This is a genomic window from Roseateles sp. GW821-FHT03B02 (genome assembly GCF_059421025.1).
The window spans coordinates 37515-53974 of the sequence record NZ_JBWKUV010000010.1 but is presented as its reverse complement, the minus strand read 5'-3'; the positions used below and the strand labels follow the sequence as shown (position 1 = coordinate 53974).

The window sequence follows — 16460 nt, the reverse complement described above, 5'->3', positions numbered from 1 at the left end:
CCCGGTGTCTTCTAGCCCCTGGTGCCGGCTACATAGGCGGCCGTCAGCCCGTCGCGAGGATGCTCAAACAGATTCCTAGACTCGCCGAACTCGATGAGCCTGCCCACCCGCTCTTTCATCCAGAAGAACCCAGCATAGTTCCCTATACGCTTTGCTTGCGCCAGGTTGTGCGTGACGATGACTACCGTGTATCGGCCGCTCAACTGCGTGATGAGGTCCTCGACGACTCCAGAGGAGATTGGGTCCAGAGCTGAGCATGGTTCGTCCATCAGGAGAACCTGAGGCTCAAGCAGAAGCGCTCTGGCTATACACAGGCGCTGCTGCTGCCCTCCGGAAAGCGACAGAGCCGGCATGTCCAGCCTGCCAGAGACCTCATTCCAGAGTCCGACGCTGCGAAGTCCGGCCTCGACTCGGTCAGCAATCTCTCGCCTATTGGTTAGGCCGCGTTCGCGCAACGGAAGCTCGAGATTCCGTATGACTGAGAGCGGGAACGGGCTTGGCTTTTGAAAAATCATGCCCACGCGCTGGCGCAGAGTACGAACATCAGTCTCGCGAGTCAGAACCTCTTGGTCACCGAACATGACACTTCCTTGAACGCGCGCGTCGCGCGCCAGGTCGGTCATGCGGTTCAGTGCCAGTAGCAGTGACGTCTTCCCACATCCTGACGGACCGATGAGCGTCGTGATGCACCCGTGGTGAATGTCGAACGAGACGTCTTGGAGGGCGGTGCTATGGCCGTAGGTAACGCTAAGTCCGCGCACACGGATGAGAGGAACGGTCTCGCAGCGTGTTCCTCCATACTTCAATGTGTCGACCGCGTAAGGAACAAGCTGAGACTGAGTCATCCGAATTTCAGCTTTCTAGACGTCCAGGTCCTAAGCAGTCCGCTGGTAGCCAGGTTGATGAGCACAACGAGTACCGCTAGCACCGCAGCAGCTGTGTAGGCCGCCCTGTCTCCGCCAGCGACGTTCATCGCGAGGTCCCATACATGAACAGCCAGAGTGCGACCGGAATCCATCGCTGAGGAGGGCATGCGGTCGACATACCCGCTCGTGAAGATGAGCGCCGCAGACTCGGCAAGTGCCCTGCCGATACTCAACATCACGCCAGCTGCAGCTGCAGGAGCAGCTGCGGGAAGCAGCACTTGCCGCAGCAGGGTCCAACGACTGATGCCCAGCGCGGCCGCATCCAACCGCCACTCGTCTGGCAGTGCGGCTAGTCCGGCCTCCGTGGTCCGAATCACTATCGGCAAGACCATGCAGGCTAGTGTCAGTCCGCCAGAAATCAGAGAGAGTCCCATGCCCAGCGCGACGCCGAAGACTGCGCTTCCGAAGAGACCGAAGACGATAGACGGCACACCAGCTAATGCATCGAGCGCCAACCGCACCCTATGTGCATACCAAGGGTGATGTCCGCTGTACTCCGAAAGCCAGACAGCTGTCGCGACGGCAACTGGTATTGCCGTGGCTAGCGCTACGAAAAGAATGGCGAGGGTGGAGATGATGATGGGTGCAATCCCACCTGAGCGGCCGGCGCGAGTCGGCTCGCTCACGAGGTATTCAACCGAAATCTCCGGCACCCCCAATCGAGCAACATCCCAGAGAACCCAAACAAGAGCTGAAATGACAAGGAGCGCGCACAGTCTTACCGCTATCGAAAATGCCAGGTCGGCGAAGTCCGGCCGACGCCCGTGGTCAGATGCCATGGTGTGTCTGTTGATGCCGGTCCGAACCTAGCCATGTCAGCCCAAGTACCAGGAGCGCAAGTAGAAGGCCTGAGGCGAAGAGGGCGGCGCGATGTCGCTCAACGGCATAGGCCATCTCCAAAGCGATGTTCGCTGTAAGGAGCCTGACTGGTGCGAAGACTGAGTCGGGCATCTGCACGACATTGCCCGCGACCATTAGAACGGCCATCGTTTCGCCGAGCGCACGACCGGCGCCCAATGCAATTCCAGACCGTATTCCTGACCTGGCTGCTGGTATTGCTATGCCCACCGCAATTGCACGACGTGAAAGTCCCAACGCGTTAGCACTATGCAGCCAATGGAGAGGAACTTCCTCGAGCGCGGCCAAGCTTGTCAGCGCGATGGTCGGCACAATCATGAGTGCAAGCACCAACGTGGCGACAAACAGACTTGTCCCAGGCGCCTTCCATTGCGCAACCAATGGAACGATTGTCGTCAAGCCCCAAAGGCCGAATATGACAGAGGGAACGCCCGCCAAGAGCGCTAGGGATGGCTTCGCGAGCGCGACAACAGGGCGGCTCGCATAGAAGCGAATGTAAATAGCTGAGCCGAGACCCAGCGGGACTGCAACCGTCAGTGCACCCGATGCGGAAAGTAGCGAGGCAACTACCATCGGAAGCAGGCCGAACTTTCCTTCCGACGGTAACCAGCTGCTCGAAGCGAGTGACGAGAATGTCAAAGCCGGAGCAGCCTCGTGTACTAGGAAGAGAACCAGCAAGGTGAGGACGATAACCGCCCCAGATGCCATGGCACCGAAGGCTGCCGCGACAAGTGCGTCAGGTTCTCGGCGAACTCTGGTGTGCGGCCAGCGGCACGAAGTGAGCGTCTTTGACAAGGTCGTGTACCCCAGGCGATTGACAGAATGCGATGAACGCTGTCGCTAGTCGACTTGGAGCGGCTGCGGTAACCAGGTTCAGTGGCCGCGATAGAGGAAAAAGCCCGCTTTGAACCGACGCTGTTGTCGCGTCTACCCCGTTCATGGGGAGAAGGCGAATCGGGGTTCCCGACGCTGCTTCTGACTCGGCGCTGCCGATGGATACGTAACCGATAGCCCTGGGATTTCCAGCGACAGTCTTGATGCCTTGCTGGTTCTCGCCGATTACGACGTGAGCTCTCACGTCACGAGCTTGTAGCCCGAAGTAGTGCAGAAAGAGCTCAAGGGTGGAGCGTCCCTCTGACTTGGTTACAACGGTAATTGGACCTTTGGTGCCGCCCAAAGCTGCCCAGTCACTCAACTGGCCGGTGTAGATTGCCCTAACCTGCGCATCTGTAAGGACTGTAATGGGGTTGGCCTTGTGAACGATGAGCGCCACACCGTCCATCGCAATGGTGTGCGGCGTCAAATCCTCTTCGCTGGCGTGCAATGCGCGTGACACCATGCCGACATGAGCAACGCCCGACCGCACGTCTGATATTCCCCGGGAAGACCCCCCTGATTGAACATCAACGCGAGCTCCGGGCCTTGTCTTTTCGAAGCGCTTAGCCAATTCGAGAGCCAACGGTGCGATTGTGCTTGACCCTGTCAGCACAAGGCGCTCGCCGCCGAAGGAAGTTCGCGGCACGGCCAAGGCCGCCGAGACGCCAGCGAAGAAGGTGCGCCTTGAAAAACGGGCGGCGCTTGGCATCAGCAGCATGAGGAACCAGATGGCTGGCTTGCTCCGCTGAAGGGTATGGCGCTGCCACATCCTTCGAAGAGACCAAAGTGGCGCGAGAAGTCGCCAATGAAATCGAAATGCTTCGAGAACCGAGTGTCATGAAGCATTCGCCAGGTGTTGCCACACACTGGGAACACCTTCCCGGCGTCAATCTCGTGGTGTTTATCCAGCACAAATCGCGACGGACTTTGCATGATGGTTCCGCGATAGATGACGGCTTGGCCATAGTCTTCGCAAGCCGACTCAAGCCCCGGCAAGTTGAAAAGTCGATATGTGGCGGAATAGAAGTCAATTCCCTGCACCAAACTTGCGAGGTCGGAGTCGTTGATGGTCAACCGCCGGTCATCGACCAAACGCGGGTCGACGAAGCCGGCTTCATCGGCCAGACGAAGGAAGTCATTCCAGTAGAGTGCACCGCCCAGGCATTCGCCGTACAAAACAGGGTCGTTGCGCGCGTCCTCGGGGATGCGGCGACTTGCATAGACATCAGAGAAGTAGAACTCTCCACCAGGCTTGAGAAGGCGGCGGACGCCGCGCAGCACCGCTGACTTATCAAGCGAGAGATTGACGACACAATTGGAGACGATGACATCGAAGCTTTGCGGCTCCAAATCGAGTTCATCAAGACGCTCGATGAAGCCCTGTAAGAAGCGCACATTGTCGAATCCGAAGGCATGGACGTGATGCGACTGGAGTCGGATTGCGACCTCGAGCTGTTCGCTGGTCATGTCCAGGCCAACCACCTCGCCGTGAGGCCCAACCATTTGGGATAGCGCATAAACATCGCGTCCTGCGCCGCAGCCCAGGTCAAGCACGCGGCAACCGTAGAGTGACTGAGGCGTAACCAGACCACATCCGTAGTAGCGAGCGAGAATGTCAGGGTGAATTCTGGCTAGAAGCGGCTTGAGCCAGCCAGGGACCTGAGTTGCATCACAACACGCGCTGGTTCTAAGGTCGGCGGAAGACTGCAGACGTCTGCCGTAATAGTCTTGAACGCCTTCGAGGATGGACATAGTTAAAGAACGCAAGAAGGATTGGTAGAGGAGGCCGCAAGCGACCCCCCGCAGCTGGAGCCCTGTCCGGCTGTGCAGCCGAAGCAATGGTTGGCAACACGGATATCGCCACCCGCAAGTTGAGTGCTCAAAGCATGCGAGATGTGGATGCGACCACCTCGAGCGTCTACCAGTGACAGGCCCAACTGTTGGTTGAAGTCACAGTCGTAGAGAAACCCCTGCCAGTCAACGCTGATATGGGAACGGCACATCACCCCGCCAAGATTGCTCGTTTGATGGGCGTTGCGTAGCAAATCCATGTAGCTGCTGAACTGCCCCTTGGATATCAGCATCGAGCCAAAGCGCTGGATAGGCATGTTTGCTAGGGTGAAGAGCTGATTGAAAGTAACACCGAAGTCCTCAATCAGCCGCACCTTATAGTCCTCTTGTAGCTGCCCTTGTGGGGGTGGCAAGCTAGGGCCTTGCGGGTTGTAGACAAGGTTGAGAACAAGGCTGGTCCCCTTGCTTCCATACCCGAGTCCGTTGAGCCTCTGCAGGCCGCGTATGCTCGCCTCAAAAGCGCCCTTGCCGCGCTGCTTGTCAACGTTGCGCTCCGAGTAGCACGGCATTGAAGCAACCACTTCTACCTTGTACAAGGCAAGGAACTCGGCCAAGTCCTCATGGCCTGGCTCCTCCAGGATGGTGAGGTTGCAGCGGTCAATGACCTTGATACCCCTTGTTCGCGCTTCAGTAACGAGCCTGCGGAAGTGCGGATTTAGCTCGGGGGCTCCACCGGTTAGGTCGAGGGTCCTCACTTGCGGGCTGCCGTCAAGGAACGCGATAAGACAGTCGACGTTTTCGGCCGACATCTCCTCGACGCGGGTCGGGCCAGCGCCAACGTGGCAATGGACGCAGCTTTGGTTGCAGCGATAGCCGAGGTTCGCCTGCAGGGTCTCAACGACCCCTCGGTTCAAGGGTGGAAAGTCGGTCGCAACAAGAAGAGGAAGGGTGGGATGCATAGTGATGAAGCGTGCCTCTCCATTGGACGAGAGTTGGGCCAGTGCCCTTACAGATGGCGCCACTCCACCGCGAGTGGCCCCGAACGGATGCATCAGGTCCCGCTTGAACTGTGCAGCGGCTTCGAGAGCGTCGCAGCCGGGCGTACCGCCGCCAGGTCCACGCCACCCGCAACGACGCCCGTGCCGACGATTTCAACTACCTCGAGATGTTCTACAACCCCAAGCGGCGCCACGGCACTGCCGGCGACACTTCGCCGGTCGAGTTCGAACGACGCCATTCCCAACGGCTCACCGGTGTCTAGGACACACGGGGCGACTCACACTCAGCATGTACCCAGGCAAGGAGCGGGTCCGTATTGCCAGCAGGCAGGCGGGGAGCAGGCGGTGTCCGCCATGTGACCGGCGCCGCGACCCAGCCGGGTTCGAGAGTGCTGCGCACGAGAAGGGGTGGGGCTAGCGGTCAATTTCGCCAAAGACGAGGTCCATAGTTCCAATGACGGCTACAGCGTCAGCAAGCATGTGCCCCCGTACCAGCTCGTCTAGCGCCGCTAGGTGTGCGAAGCCGGGTGCCCGAATCTTCAAGCGGTACGGCTTATTTGCTCCATCGCTTACGACGTAAATGCCAAACTCACCCTTTGGGTGCTCGACTGCGGCGTATGCCTGCCCCTCGGGCACTCGCATGCCTTCGCTGAAGAGCTTGAAGTGGTGGATGAGCTCTTCCATGTTCGACTTCATGTCGACGCGAGACGGAGGGGCCACCTTGTGGTTGTCAGTAATTACTGGACCCGGATTTTCACGAAGCCAGTCAACACACTGCTTGATGATGTGATTGGACTGTCGCATCTCCTCAACGCGAACGAGGTAGCGGTCGTAGGTGTCTCCGTTTGTCCCGACGGGTATATCGAAATCCAGACTGGCGTAGACCTCGTACGGCTGCGTCTTGCGAAGGTCCCACTCGACGCCACATCCTCGCAACATGGGGCCCGTCAGGCCGAGGTTGAGTGCCCGCTCCGGCGTAACCACGCCGATTCCAACGGTGCGCTGCTTCCAGATACGGTTGTCGGTCAGCAGCGTCTCATAGTCGTCAACATTCTTGGGAAAGCGACTACAAAAATCCGCAATGAAGTCCAACAGCGAGCCCTGCCGGCTTTCGTTCAGCTGAGCAATCGTGCTGGCCTTCCGTACTCGAGACTGCTGGTATTGGGGCATCGAATCGGGGAGGTCACGGTAAACACCGCCAGGCCGGAAATAGGCTGCGTGCATCCGCGCGCCCGACACCGCCTCGTACATGTCGAACAGGTCCTCACGCTCTCTGAAGCAGTAGATGAAGATGTTCATGGCGCCGCAGTCAAGACCGTGCGCACCAAGCCACATCAGATGGTTAAGCAGCCTTGTAATCTCCGCGAACATCACGCGGATGTATTGAGCACGGATGGGAACGTCGACACCGAGCAGGCGCTCAATCGCAAGACAGTAAGCCTGCTCGTTGCTCATCATGGAAACGTAATCCAGGCGGTCCATGTAGGGAAGCGCCTGGATGTAGGTCTTGGACTCGATGAGCTTCTCGGTGGCTCGATGCAGCAGCCCGATGTGGGGGTCGGCGCGCTGTATGACCTCTCCATCTAGCTCGAGTACTAGGCGAAGGACGCCATGGGCGGCGGGATGCTGTGGTCCAAAGTTGAGCGTGTAGTTCTTTATCCCCGGCATGCCGTCCTCATCACTCTGAGTAAATCTGTTCTTGCTTAGACGAGCGAGACGCGCGGGCATTACCACGAAGCGCGGAGCAAGGGCGTCGCCACTCGGCTGACAGGGTTAGCCAGCCTGCAAGAGGCTGGCTCCAGCCTCGCACCAGCCATCTAGTTCATCGTCGACTTCCGTCCCTACGCAACCCTACGTGCGTTGGCTAGGCTCTGGCGCATCTCGAAGATGAGACGAATGGGAAACGTGGCGCCATGAATCCGAGACGGGCGGTAAGGTTCGCCCAGGCGGCCATCCTTAGCATGCTTGAAGCTCTATGCCGGGAGTGCCTCATCAGGAGCTCACGCTCTTACCCCGGCTGCATGCGAAGGAGACGAGATGGCGCAGGCCACTACCGCTGAAGCCGGACTGCTTGCAGTGCCGGATTGCCGTCCAGGGGTCAGCGCGGAAGCTCTGACCGCCCTGCGGTCGGATATGCTCCGATTCGCCGAGCTTCAGCTACGGCATCGGGAGACTGCCGAAGATTTGGTTCAAGAGTCCATCGAAGCGGCGCTGAGGAAGTCTTCCTCATTTGCTGGGCACTCGACGCTGAAGACATGGGTATTCGCGATTCTTCGTAATCGCATTATCGACCATCTCCGGCAGGCAGACCGCGTCGTGAACATGTCGAGCCTGATTGAAGAGGGTGAGGACATCGACAAGCGCCTCGATGAACTCTTCAATGCGAACGGCGGCTGGAAAAATGGCCCGCGCCCAGTGGCCTGGCCCTCTCCCGAGGAGGCAATGCAGTCCCAACAATTCTGGGGAGCTTTCGAAGCTTGCATGACCGTTCTTCCAGAGAAGACGGGACGGGTGTTCATGATGCGCGAGCTTTTGGGGCTGGAGGCAGATGAAATCTGCTCTCAGCTTGGCATCACTCTGACCAATTGCCATGTCATCCTACATAGAGCGCGCATGAAACTGCGCTCCTGCATGGAAGCTGGGTGGGGGCGAGCGGGAGTTGGCTTGTGCTGAATTGCAGGGAAGCGACACGCCTATGCTCACAAGGGCTCGACAGACGCCTGAGCCTGCGTGAACAACTGGGCTTGCACACTCACCTTATGGTGTGCAGCGGCTGCATGAACTTTAGTAAGCAGACGAAATTTCTTCGAGACGCCATACGCGCCTACTCGTTAGGCAACGCGGATTTGCCGACCAGCGACAGACCTACCTCTTCGAGCGAAAGTTGACGGCGTTGATGCTCCCATTCGTGGCGCACCACTTGAATCTGTGACCTCAAACATCAGAGTGAGGATTCCAGGAAGCGTTGGGCGTCGAGAGCGGCCATGCAGCCGGTGCCTGCGGAGGTGATGGCTTGCCGATAGATACTGTCTTGAACGTCTCCCGCAGCGAACACGCCCGGCACACTTGTCATGGTCGACAGTGATTCGGAATTTCGGCCGGTAACGATGTAGCCGTTTTCCAATTTGAGCTTGCCGTCGAACATCGTGGTATTCGGACTGTGCCCGATGGCGACAAAGCACCCGCTGACGCTCAGATTTGTCTCAGTTCCATCTTCGGAGCTCCGTAGCCGGAGACCTGTGACGGACCTATCGTCCCCCAAGACTTCTTGCACTGTTTTGTGAAGATGCAGCTGAATTTTTCCGGCGCTGACTTGGGCCATTAGTCTGTCTACCATGATGGGTTCGGCGCGAAACTGGCTACGGCGGTGAACCAGGTGCACCGTGTCTGCGATGTTCGAAAGATACAGCGCCTCTTCGACGGCAGTGTTGCCGCCGCCGACTACTGCTACCTCCTCACCGCGGAAGAAGTAGCCGTCGCAGGTCGCGCAACCAGAGACGCCACGACCTAGGTACTTCTCTTCAGAGGGAAGGCCAAGGTACTTAGCTGTAGCACCCGTAGCCACTATCAGGGCATCACAGGTGTAGGTTCCATTCGCCCCCTTCAATGTGAAAGGGCGTGTGCTCACGTCTACGTCGATGACCTGGTCATGGATGACCTGCGTCTTGAAGCGAAGGGCATGCTGTTCCAGGCGTTCCATCAACGCAGGACCCATGATGCCTTTTGCCGCGCCGGGCCAGTTGTCAACTGCTGTGGTTGTCGTGAGCTGCCCTCCTGGGGCAGGTCCCGTGAGCAGCACCGGAGATAGGTTTGCCCGAGCGGCGTATATCGCCGCGGTGTATCCAGCCGGGCCAGAGCCGATTACCAGAACACGTGCGTGAATTGAGGACATGATGACTTTCAAGACTTGCATTCCGGCAGCCCGTAAGCAGGCTGCCAGGCATAAGGAAGGTAGGGTTGAAGGCTGGCGTCTACAGCGCTGACGTTCCTGTTCTCGTCACTTTGCCGGGGCGCTCCGGCAACTTGAGCCTCGGAGAGCCCTTTGTGCCAGCTTGGAGAAGTAGACGCATGCGCTAGAGAGCGCTGGTGAGGTGCCACGCACCGACGAGCACTTTTGCCACCTCAAGGGCTTGCCAACGAAAACTGAATGGTACGAACTATGCTGGGCAGATTGCTGTCTCAGAGTCTGGTGCAAATGCCCGCGCGTATCACAATGGTCACGAAGTCAGGAAGAGCCTGATTGCTTAAGCGAGTCATCTATCCACTGCTTAAGGGAATTCAGCGTTGAAAAGCCAACTGTCCGCGTCACTTCCTTCCCTGACCTGAACATGATGATGGCGGGTATGTCCGCTATTCCATATGACGCAGCAATGCTGGGGGATGTATCGACGTCCACCCTCGCCATCGGGAGCCGCGCCCCGTAGATTCTCGCGACGTCGCGCAATGCTGGCGCTATTGCCAAACAGGGAGCACACCAGGGGGTGTAGAAGTAGACCAAAGCAATCACGCTCTCCATCGAAAGCAGAGCGTCTAGTTCGTCCTGACTGACTTCTGGCCAATCTTTCATTACGTACCTCGCAGTTTTGGCCTAGGAAGCCATCGGTGCCCTGCTGCGAGTGTCGTAATAGTCGTCATGGCTTCGGCAACTTCCAGTCTCAAGAGGAAGGCCGCTCGTCGCCCGCTCCCCTAATGTGTGTGGCGACCGCCGCACCTGGTTTTAGAGACGGTGGACTCAGGTTTTGAGACGAATGGTGTGCCATCTACCCAAGATGGAAGCCTAAAGTGCCACTTGCTGGGCGCGCGTGGCGTTGTTCCCGGGAGGGCATCCAGCACTTACTCGGACATTGCGATGCGGACTCGAGAGAACTCGGCAGCGGTACCTAGAACTGGGCGTCGTACGGTGCCGTCAAGTCTGAGGAGCTGACAATTGGTCGTCTCTGGCTATTTCAAGCATTGCGATGGCGCTGTCTTGCGCCGCTCTGCACTGGTCGCCGCCATCGTCGGGCCAACACTGGTGGTCGTTAACCAGGGAAGTGGACTTCTGAGCGGAATGGAGGTGGACTATGGAAAGGCGGCACTCACCATGCTTGTGCCGTTCCTGGTCTCCTGTTTTTCAGGCACGCTTGCGGGAGCTAGCGGAAGCCGGGCACTTGCGAGTAGGGACAGGCGTCTCGCCGAGGACCTGGCGCCCCTTGAGGGCATGGTGCAGAACATTCAAGACAATGCCAAGCATGTCAACGCAACCGCTAAGGCGCGGTTCAAGGAGACCAGCGAGCTCTTGGTCCGTGCTCAGGAGACGCTGGCTGACATTGAGGGCGGGGCGTCTTACGTTCAACGGGCGCTAGGGGCCACCGCAGAAGTGGCACGTCAGTTTGACGCGGCGTTGGAGCAGGAAGACTTACTCCGGGTAGAAGTGGAAGGATGCTCTGCGAACTCTCGTGCGGTCTCCGACGCAATAAAGCTGACGCAAGCTCACTTCAAAGATATTTCCAATCTAGCCTTCGAGATTGAGCGAATCGGGAGACAGACAACGTTGCTGGCGTTGAATGCGGCTGTCGTGGCGGCGAACGCCGGCCCCGAGGGGCGCCAGTTCGCGGCAATTGCTCAAGCTGTCAGGAAGCTCGCTGGCGAGGCGGAGGCTCAGGCTAAGGCTATTGACGGAACTACGAGGAAACTCATGGGCTCCACCGACGATATGGCCAAAGAGTCGCTGCGCCTTGACGAGGGTATGGCTCGCCTGCTTTCCTGTAGCGACCGGGCTCGGACGGCGTTGCGTGATGCGACGACGTCCATGACCAGCTCAAGCGAGGCGACGCTACAGAGCTTGCAGTTGCTTGAGACGCAGTCGTCACACATCCGTGACATTGCGGCCGGGATAGCACGAGTTGTTGACCACGCCGGCGCGGCAATCGAGGGGTCTGCGGCAAATGCAGGCTTGGCGAGCACAGTCTCAGAGCGGCTTGGCGCATTGGCCAAGCCTACAACCTGAGCTTCGTCCCGCGGCGTTCGTGCTCCCGAGCTGAGCAAGCTGAATCGCGACAACGGGACCGCCCAGTGTCTACGATGACCTGTCCGGGCGAATGATGTGGCTAATCGCCTCATCGAATCCGGAGGCGGACCGGATGCGCGTCGTCCGCCTCCCCGCGCTCAATCCACTGCGTATGACGCAAACCGACCGTCTAACGGCGTGCTGAACGCATGGTTGCTGTAGTTGCTCAGAGTCTTCACGGAGATGGCGAGGACCACATAGAGCAGCTGAGTTTCACTGAAGCCTGCGGAAACAAACTTCTGGATTTCGGAGCTTGCAGGACGACCGTTGGTCTTCACCATTTCGGTGGTCAAATCGTAGAGTGCTCCGAGCTTGGCATCCGGAACAACTTTTCCAGTCCTAATTGCATCTAGGACTTCTGCGGGGACCCCAGAAACCTTGTCGGCAATCATGCTGTGGGCGGCAGTGCAGTAGTCGCATCCATTGCTCTTGCTGACGGCGAGAAAGACGACTTCTTGTTCAGCTGGCGTTAGCCCAGATTCCGAGCGGAACAGGGCGTAGCCGTGGAGGTACGTGTCAAGAACAGCGGGGGCGTTCGCCATGCCGCGGTACATGTTTGGCAGGAAGCCAACCTGCTTTTGGGCAGTGTCAAGAATTTCCCGCTGTCGCCCTGTGGTGCGGTCGTATTCCAGCAGGGTGAGGGTCGGCAAGAGTGGTGCTTTGGACATCAGATTGCTCCGGGTAGAAGTGGCAACGAAAGCTCCATGAGATGATTTCGTCGCGTTCAATCTATTTGACGCTACGCTTTTCAGGCACCCTTCCTGTTTCGAGTTGATGACCCTGCGTATCCACCTAGCTGCCGTCTTCCGTTGGGCTAGGTCGACGGAACGCTCTCATCCTCAAGCATCCGCAACCAGTTCTTGGGCGAGGTGCCAATTTTTCGCACAAACGCACGCGTTAGCGCGCTCGGGCTGCCGTAGCCAACCTCAGCCGATACATGCTTCAGCGGTCGGCCCGCGCGGAGCAGTCCTTGCGCAAGAGTGATGCGCCACGATGCGAGGTAGTTCGCTGGTGTCTCCCCAGTGACCTGGCGGAAATGCACGGCGAATCGAGCACGTGACATCCCGGCCAGGGTCGCCATTTCGGAAAGCTCCCATTCACGAGCGGGGTCCTCGTGCATGGCGACGAGCGCCTTGGCAAGGCGGGCATCCGACATGCCTGAAAGGGCCCCACCCTTGGCTATTCCCTTTGCCAAACAAAAGCGAAGAAGCCGGATGAGGAGGAGCTCGCACATCCTGTCCAGTGATGCCTGCCGCCCGCAGTTCTGTGAGAAGGCCTCCTCATAGAGGAGCTCGAGCATCGGCTGTGCTCCGGTGAGCTCCGCAAGAGGCACGATTACGAGACTCGGCAGAGAGTCCGTGATGGGGTTGTGGCCGCCAGCGCCGAACTGGATGGATGCGCAAACGACGTCCGCTCCGAAGCGGTCGTCCGTGATGAGTTGGTGGGCATCAGGTCGCGGCATGAAAAGCAGGCTCGGCTCAGTGATGGAAAGCCCACCCTCTGGTCCGCCGACGAGTTGTACAGGTCCGCGCTTTATGAGGTGAACATGGCCGCGACGCGTATCACGGTCGAAGCCGTGAACGCCGCAGATGTTGCCTGTGTAGAAAACGCCTGCACTGAGCGAAAAGCGGTTGAGAAGCTGCGATAAATGGTCCATGGGGCTTGAGACTCCAAGTCATATCTACGGAACGACGCGTAGCCAACATTGAACTTCAACTTCCTAGAGTGTGAACCTCTCGCTTCATCGTCTTGAGCGAGCGACTCTGGTAACCAGGAAACCTCAACGGAGAACTTTCATGAAAGTAATGTCTATGCAAACGCGTCGAGTGCTGCTGTCGATGTTTGCCTCGGCCGCAATGGCCGTGGCATTTGCCCCTACGCCTTCGTACGCCTACGATGAGAACTCGCCTGCCGCAGTCAATGTCGACACCAAGGGTGTAGCTTTGAAGGGCTACGACCCGGTGTCCTACTTCACTGCCAAGAATCCCCAGCAAGGAAAGTCGAGCATCACGGCAACTCACGACGGCGCCACCTACTATTTCGCAACGACCGCGAATCGGGACAAATTCAATTCTGCTCCTGACAAGTATGCGCCGCAGTATGGTGGGTTCTGTGCAATGGGCGTTGCACTGGGTAAGAAGCTGGACGTTGAGCCGTTGGCGTACCGAGTCGTCAACGAGAAGCTGTACCTCAACGTCAACAAGGATGTTCAGAAGCGGTGGCTTGACGACGTGCCGGGTAACCTCGCTACTGCCGAGAAGTCCTGGCCCGGCTTGAAGGACAAGGTTCCCAAGACGCTGTAATCTTGGTTGCCGGACTGTGTCCGGTTCGCCTTTGCGGCCCCATCGCGTTTTGCGTCGGGGCCGCGCTGCTTTGGGGAGGTCGGAACTTTGCTCCGCGTTCAAGCGTTCGGGGCTCACGGCTGAGCGGTGGCTGGCTGTGCCCGCCACCACAACGAGAGCCATCAGGAAAGCGCGCCGTCAACAAACGCAGCGAGCATCGGTTTGGGCATCGAGCCGGCCCGTGCAGCCAAGACCTTGCCGTCTCGTACGACCATCAGAGTAGGGACGCTCCTGATTCCGACTTCGCCGGCAAGGGTGGAGAACTGGTCGATGTCAACCTTGACGACGTTCAACGTGCCGGCTCGTTCGGCTGCGAAGGCTTCGAGAACAGGGGCGAGAGCCTTGCATGGCCCGCACCACGCTGCGGAGAAATCCACGAGAGTTGGTGTTCCAGTAGCGGCGAGGATTGTGCGTGCATCGGCTTCGCTCTTGGGTTCAATGACGGAGGACATGGGGCTACCTTTCGTGATGGGTTGTTGACATGGAAGCACTTATAGGCACATGGTCGATTCAGCAAGCTGCCGAGAGCCAGCCTCTCGTCTCGTTTACCTGTCCAGTCGTATCCCGAGAGCACCTCTGCAAGAGAAGCGCGGAGCACACGGTGCTTACGAAGCGGCCGCTGGCTTGGTTGAAAGCTTGAAGACCCCAACAAGGTCCGCGAGTCGACTGGCCTGAGCCTGCAAACTGTCGGCCGCCGCAGCTGCCTCCTCCACGAGCGAGGCGTTTTGTTGTGTCGCGACGTCGAGCCGACTCATGGAGGCATTCAAATCTCTGATTCCGAGTGCCTGCTCATTGGTCGCCGAACCAATCTCCCGAACTAGGTCAGTAACCTTTTCAACGCGCGCAAGCATTGACTCCATCACAGCGCCAGCCTGGCCGGCAAGGGCGGTTCCAGCGTGCACACGCTCGGTGCTCCGCGCAATGAGCGCGCTGATTTCCTTTGCGGCCACGGAACTGCGTTGGGCGAGAGCCCGAACTTCCGACGCAACCACTGCAAATCCCTTTCCTTGGTCGCCGGCGCGAGCCGCCTCCACTGCAGCGTTTAGCGCCAGAAGATTGGTCTGGAAAGCAATGCTCTCGATGATTCCAATAATCTCGCCAACTTGGCTTGCGCTTGAATTGATGTCGTTCATCACCGTTACGACCTCGCGCACCACCGACCCGCCGTCTTTAGCTGCGTCAAAGGCATCGTCAGCCAGGGTAGCAGCCGTCCTAGCGCTTTCAGCGTTCTGTGAGACCGTTGAGGACAGTTGCTCCAGGGACGCGACTGTTCGCTGCAGGTTCGACGCTTGCTCCTCGGTCCGTTTCGAAAGGTCGAGATTGCCCGAGGCAATCTGTGCAGACCCCGTGGCTATTGAGTCACTGCTATTGCGCACTTCGGACACAATTCTTGCGAGGCTTTGGTTCATCGCACTTAACGACTCGAGCATCTGCCCAGTTTCGTCACTTGAACGAGAGTCAATCGTGGATGTAAGGTCGCCCGACGCAACAGTAGTCGCCACCTGGACCGCGCGTCGAATAGCCCCTGTAGTACGACGTGTGACGAAAGCGGCGAATGCGATAGATGCGGCCACCGAAGCAAGGACGCTTGCTAGGGTGATTACCAGGTGCCGCGTCCTTCGCCTTAATTCATCGTCGAGCTGCTTTCTTAGAAGCTGCGCGGCCTGAGAAATGACGTCGAATTCGCTGTCAATTGCCTTTGTTGTCTCTAGAAAGTACTGCTCTGGAGTAGGTGGTGACTGCTCCTGTGATGCCGTCGACTTCTCTGCGAGCTGAAGAATAGTGTCGACATCAGAGAAGCTTCGCAATGCCATTTCCTGCAGAGGAGCTTCTAATGTGTTGTCATCTGCAATCGCTTTCGTGAACGACCTATTGATTGTGTCGCGCGCTTTCTTAACGGTGCTGGCGATGGCCGCAATTTTCGCTCTGCCCTCGACTGAGTTCCTCCCCTCAGTTAGGTGCAGATAACCTAGCGCCCTCAACTGACCTAGCCCGTCAATTGAAGATGGCATATGAACAAAAACCGCTTGAATTAGAAAATATCTGGCTGCGGAAGAGTCCAAAGTCATTCCGGTTGCGTCAGCTATCTCCTCCAGGAGCTGAAGCTCGGAGTCAATAAGGGAAGTATGAAGTGCGAAGCTATCAGAGCCTTTGAGCGCTCCGCCGCCAATGCTTGCCACTAGCTCGCCCCATGAGTCCTGAATCTGTTTGATGTGCTCGGTCAGTCGCGGACTTCCCAGTTTCGAGATTGACGCTGCGCTTGCACTGAGGGCACGTTCGAGCTTCTCCTTAAGTTGGAGACGCGATTCAGGAGCATTGTTTGAGCCTGACAGAAGCGCTGTTGTTAGTCCCCTATGTTGAAGCGTCATTCTGATGACGGCGAGCATATCTTCCGCCGGAGATATTCCGGCCGCCTCGGCGCGGGAGACCTTTAGCGACGTGTAGTCCTCGCTGACGACTTGCACTGAAATGATGGCCAGCACGAGCATCGGCAATAGGCCAACGGCAAAGAACTTTTGAGAGAAGCGTAGGTTGGCAACTAACCGTCGCAGCCGATTCATGGAGACTCCTTGTTTGTCGTGAAGAATGGCTACGCCTCATCGTCCCCACTTAAGCCTTG

The 16460-nt window shown here is 58.1% G+C and carries 17 protein-coding genes and 1 pseudogene; 5 read left to right on the top strand and 13 right to left on the bottom strand.

The window, feature by feature from the left end; all coding sequences use genetic code 11:
• Positions 1–11 precede the first annotated feature (11 nt).
• The 6 genes from AC07VX_RS23025 to arsS are packed head-to-tail and all read right to left on the bottom strand — an operon-like array spanning position 12 to position 5410.
• Positions 12–845, bottom strand: a complete 834-nt coding sequence (locus tag AC07VX_RS23025) for a phosphate ABC transporter ATP-binding protein (RefSeq protein WP_493167046.1) — start codon at positions 843–845, stop codon at positions 12–14.
• On the bottom strand, positions 842–1705 hold the full coding sequence (gene pstA / locus AC07VX_RS23020; RefSeq protein WP_493167047.1) for a phosphate ABC transporter permease PstA: 864 nt from the start codon (positions 1703–1705) through the stop codon (positions 842–844). The genes AC07VX_RS23025 and pstA overlap by 4 nt, the downstream gene beginning before the upstream one ends.
• Complete coding sequence (locus tag AC07VX_RS23015; RefSeq protein ID WP_493167048.1) at positions 1695–2462, bottom strand: PstC family ABC transporter permease; 768 nt, start codon at positions 2460–2462, stop codon at positions 1695–1697. The genes pstA and AC07VX_RS23015 overlap by 11 nt, the downstream gene beginning before the upstream one ends.
• A gap of 58 nt (positions 2463–2520) precedes the next feature.
• Positions 2521–3378: a phosphate ABC transporter substrate-binding protein gene (locus tag AC07VX_RS23010; RefSeq protein ID WP_493167049.1), complete on the bottom strand. Its 858-nt coding sequence runs from the start codon at positions 3376–3378 to the stop codon at positions 2521–2523.
• The gene (locus tag AC07VX_RS23005) at positions 3369–4412 is read right to left on the bottom strand and encodes a methyltransferase domain-containing protein (protein ID WP_493167050.1); all 1044 of its coding nucleotides are present in this window, start codon (positions 4410–4412) and stop codon (positions 3369–3371) included. The genes AC07VX_RS23010 and AC07VX_RS23005 overlap by 10 nt, the downstream gene beginning before the upstream one ends.
• A gap of 2 nt (positions 4413–4414) precedes the next feature.
• On the bottom strand, positions 4415–5410 hold the full coding sequence (gene arsS / locus AC07VX_RS23000; protein ID WP_493167051.1) for an arsenosugar biosynthesis radical SAM (seleno)protein ArsS: 996 nt from the start codon (positions 5408–5410) through the stop codon (positions 4415–4417).
• Between the two features lie 146 nt (positions 5411–5556).
• Between arsS and AC07VX_RS22995 the strand changes: the two are divergent.
• A pseudogene (locus tag AC07VX_RS22995) lies at positions 5557–5712 on the top strand (IS3 family transposase); the annotation flags it as partial.
• A 151-nt stretch (positions 5713–5863) separates the two neighbouring features.
• On the opposite strand, the gene AC07VX_RS22990 reads toward AC07VX_RS22995, so the two are convergent.
• Positions 5864–7117 (bottom strand): NADH-quinone oxidoreductase subunit D, encoded by a 1254-nt coding sequence (locus AC07VX_RS22990; protein WP_493167052.1) that lies wholly within the window; start codon positions 7115–7117, stop codon positions 5864–5866.
• A 369-nt stretch (positions 7118–7486) separates the two neighbouring features.
• Here AC07VX_RS22990 and AC07VX_RS22985 point away from each other — a divergent pair, with 369 nt between their 5' ends.
• Together AC07VX_RS22985 and AC07VX_RS22980 are read left to right on the top strand one after the other, a co-directional pair.
• Positions 7487–8122 carry a sigma-70 family RNA polymerase sigma factor gene (locus tag AC07VX_RS22985; RefSeq protein ID WP_493167053.1) on the top strand — a complete coding sequence of 212 codons (636 nt, stop codon included), beginning with the start codon at positions 7487–7489 and terminating at the stop codon, positions 8120–8122.
• Positions 8092–8337, top strand: a complete 246-nt coding sequence (locus AC07VX_RS22980; protein WP_493183960.1) for a zf-HC2 domain-containing protein — start codon at positions 8092–8094, stop codon at positions 8335–8337. The genes AC07VX_RS22985 and AC07VX_RS22980 overlap by 31 nt, the downstream gene beginning before the upstream one ends.
• A 53-nt stretch (positions 8338–8390) precedes the next feature.
• Here AC07VX_RS22980 and trxB read toward each other — a convergent pair whose 3' ends face one another.
• Together trxB and AC07VX_RS22970 are read right to left on the bottom strand one after the other, a co-directional pair.
• Positions 8391–9362 carry a thioredoxin-disulfide reductase gene (gene trxB, locus AC07VX_RS22975; protein ID WP_493167055.1) on the bottom strand — a complete coding sequence of 324 codons (972 nt, stop codon included), beginning with the start codon at positions 9360–9362 and terminating at the stop codon, positions 8391–8393.
• A gap of 312 nt (positions 9363–9674) precedes the next feature.
• A complete protein-coding gene (locus tag AC07VX_RS22970; protein ID WP_493167056.1) occupies positions 9675–10016 on the bottom strand; it encodes a thioredoxin family protein in 342 nt (113 codons plus the stop codon).
• 402 nt (positions 10017–10418) lie between these two features.
• Between AC07VX_RS22970 and AC07VX_RS22965 the strand changes: the two genes are divergently transcribed.
• Positions 10419–11438 (top strand): methyl-accepting chemotaxis protein, encoded by a 1020-nt coding sequence (locus tag AC07VX_RS22965; RefSeq protein ID WP_495122026.1) that lies wholly within the window; start codon positions 10419–10421, stop codon positions 11436–11438.
• A 158-nt stretch (positions 11439–11596) separates the two neighbouring features.
• On the opposite strand, the gene AC07VX_RS22960 is transcribed toward AC07VX_RS22965, so the two are convergent.
• The gene (locus AC07VX_RS22960) at positions 11597–12166 is read right to left on the bottom strand and encodes a carboxymuconolactone decarboxylase family protein (RefSeq protein ID WP_493167058.1); all 570 of its coding nucleotides are present in this window, start codon (positions 12164–12166) and stop codon (positions 11597–11599) included.
• A 146-nt stretch (positions 12167–12312) separates the two neighbouring features.
• The gene (locus tag AC07VX_RS22955) at positions 12313–13155 is read right to left on the bottom strand and encodes a cupin domain-containing protein (protein WP_493167059.1); all 843 of its coding nucleotides are present in this window, start codon (positions 13153–13155) and stop codon (positions 12313–12315) included.
• Between the two features lie 139 nt (positions 13156–13294).
• Between AC07VX_RS22955 and AC07VX_RS22950 the strand changes: the two genes are divergently transcribed.
• On the top strand, positions 13295–13801 hold the full coding sequence (locus tag AC07VX_RS22950) for a YHS domain-containing (seleno)protein (protein ID WP_493167060.1): 507 nt from the start codon (positions 13295–13297) through the stop codon (positions 13799–13801).
• A gap of 161 nt (positions 13802–13962) precedes the next feature.
• Here AC07VX_RS22950 and AC07VX_RS22945 read toward each other — a convergent pair whose 3' ends face one another.
• Together AC07VX_RS22945 and AC07VX_RS22940 are read right to left on the bottom strand one after the other, a co-directional pair.
• On the bottom strand, positions 13963–14292 hold the full coding sequence (locus AC07VX_RS22945; RefSeq protein ID WP_493167061.1) for a thioredoxin family protein: 330 nt from the start codon (positions 14290–14292) through the stop codon (positions 13963–13965).
• A gap of 153 nt (positions 14293–14445) precedes the next feature.
• Entirely contained in the window at positions 14446–16401 is a 1956-nt protein-coding gene (locus AC07VX_RS22940) for a methyl-accepting chemotaxis protein (protein ID WP_493167062.1), read from the bottom strand.
• Between the last annotated feature and the right edge of the window lie 59 nt (positions 16402–16460).

Excerpts from the sequence above, each read along its gene's own strand:
- AC07VX_RS22945 (WP_493167061.1), bottom strand. The coding sequence starts at position 14,292 with ATGTCCTCCGTCATTGAACCCAAGAGCGAAGCCGATGCACGCACAATC.
- AC07VX_RS22960 (WP_493167058.1), bottom strand. The coding sequence starts at position 12,166 with ATGTCCAAAGCACCACTCTTGCCGACCCTCACCCTGCTGGAATACGAC.
- pstA (WP_493167047.1), bottom strand. The coding sequence starts at position 1,705 with ATGGCATCTGACCACGGGCGTCGGCCGGACTTCGCCGACCTGGCATTT.
- AC07VX_RS22985 (WP_493167053.1), top strand. The coding sequence starts at position 7,487 with ATGGCGCAGGCCACTACCGCTGAAGCCGGACTGCTTGCAGTGCCGGAT.
- AC07VX_RS23010 (WP_493167049.1), bottom strand. The coding sequence starts at position 3,378 with ATGCTGCTGATGCCAAGCGCCGCCCGTTTTTCAAGGCGCACCTTCTTC.
- AC07VX_RS22970 (WP_493167056.1), bottom strand. The coding sequence starts at position 10,016 with ATGAAAGATTGGCCAGAAGTCAGTCAGGACGAACTAGACGCTCTGCTT.
- AC07VX_RS23025 (WP_493167046.1), bottom strand. The coding sequence starts at position 845 with ATGACTCAGTCTCAGCTTGTTCCTTACGCGGTCGACACATTGAAGTAT.
- AC07VX_RS23005 (WP_493167050.1), bottom strand. The coding sequence starts at position 4,412 with ATGTCCATCCTCGAAGGCGTTCAAGACTATTACGGCAGACGTCTGCAG.
- AC07VX_RS22940 (WP_493167062.1), bottom strand. The coding sequence starts at position 16,401 with ATGAATCGGCTGCGACGGTTAGTTGCCAACCTACGCTTCTCTCAAAAG.
- AC07VX_RS22950 (WP_493167060.1), top strand. The coding sequence starts at position 13,295 with ATGAAAGTAATGTCTATGCAAACGCGTCGAGTGCTGCTGTCGATGTTT.
- AC07VX_RS22990 (WP_493167052.1), bottom strand. The coding sequence starts at position 7,117 with ATGCCGGGGATAAAGAACTACACGCTCAACTTTGGACCACAGCATCCC.
- arsS (WP_493167051.1), bottom strand. The coding sequence starts at position 5,410 with ATGCATCCCACCCTTCCTCTTCTTGTTGCGACCGACTTTCCACCCTTG.
- trxB (WP_493167055.1), bottom strand. The coding sequence starts at position 9,362 with ATGCAAGTCTTGAAAGTCATCATGTCCTCAATTCACGCACGTGTTCTG.
- AC07VX_RS22955 (WP_493167059.1), bottom strand. The coding sequence starts at position 13,155 with ATGGACCATTTATCGCAGCTTCTCAACCGCTTTTCGCTCAGTGCAGGC.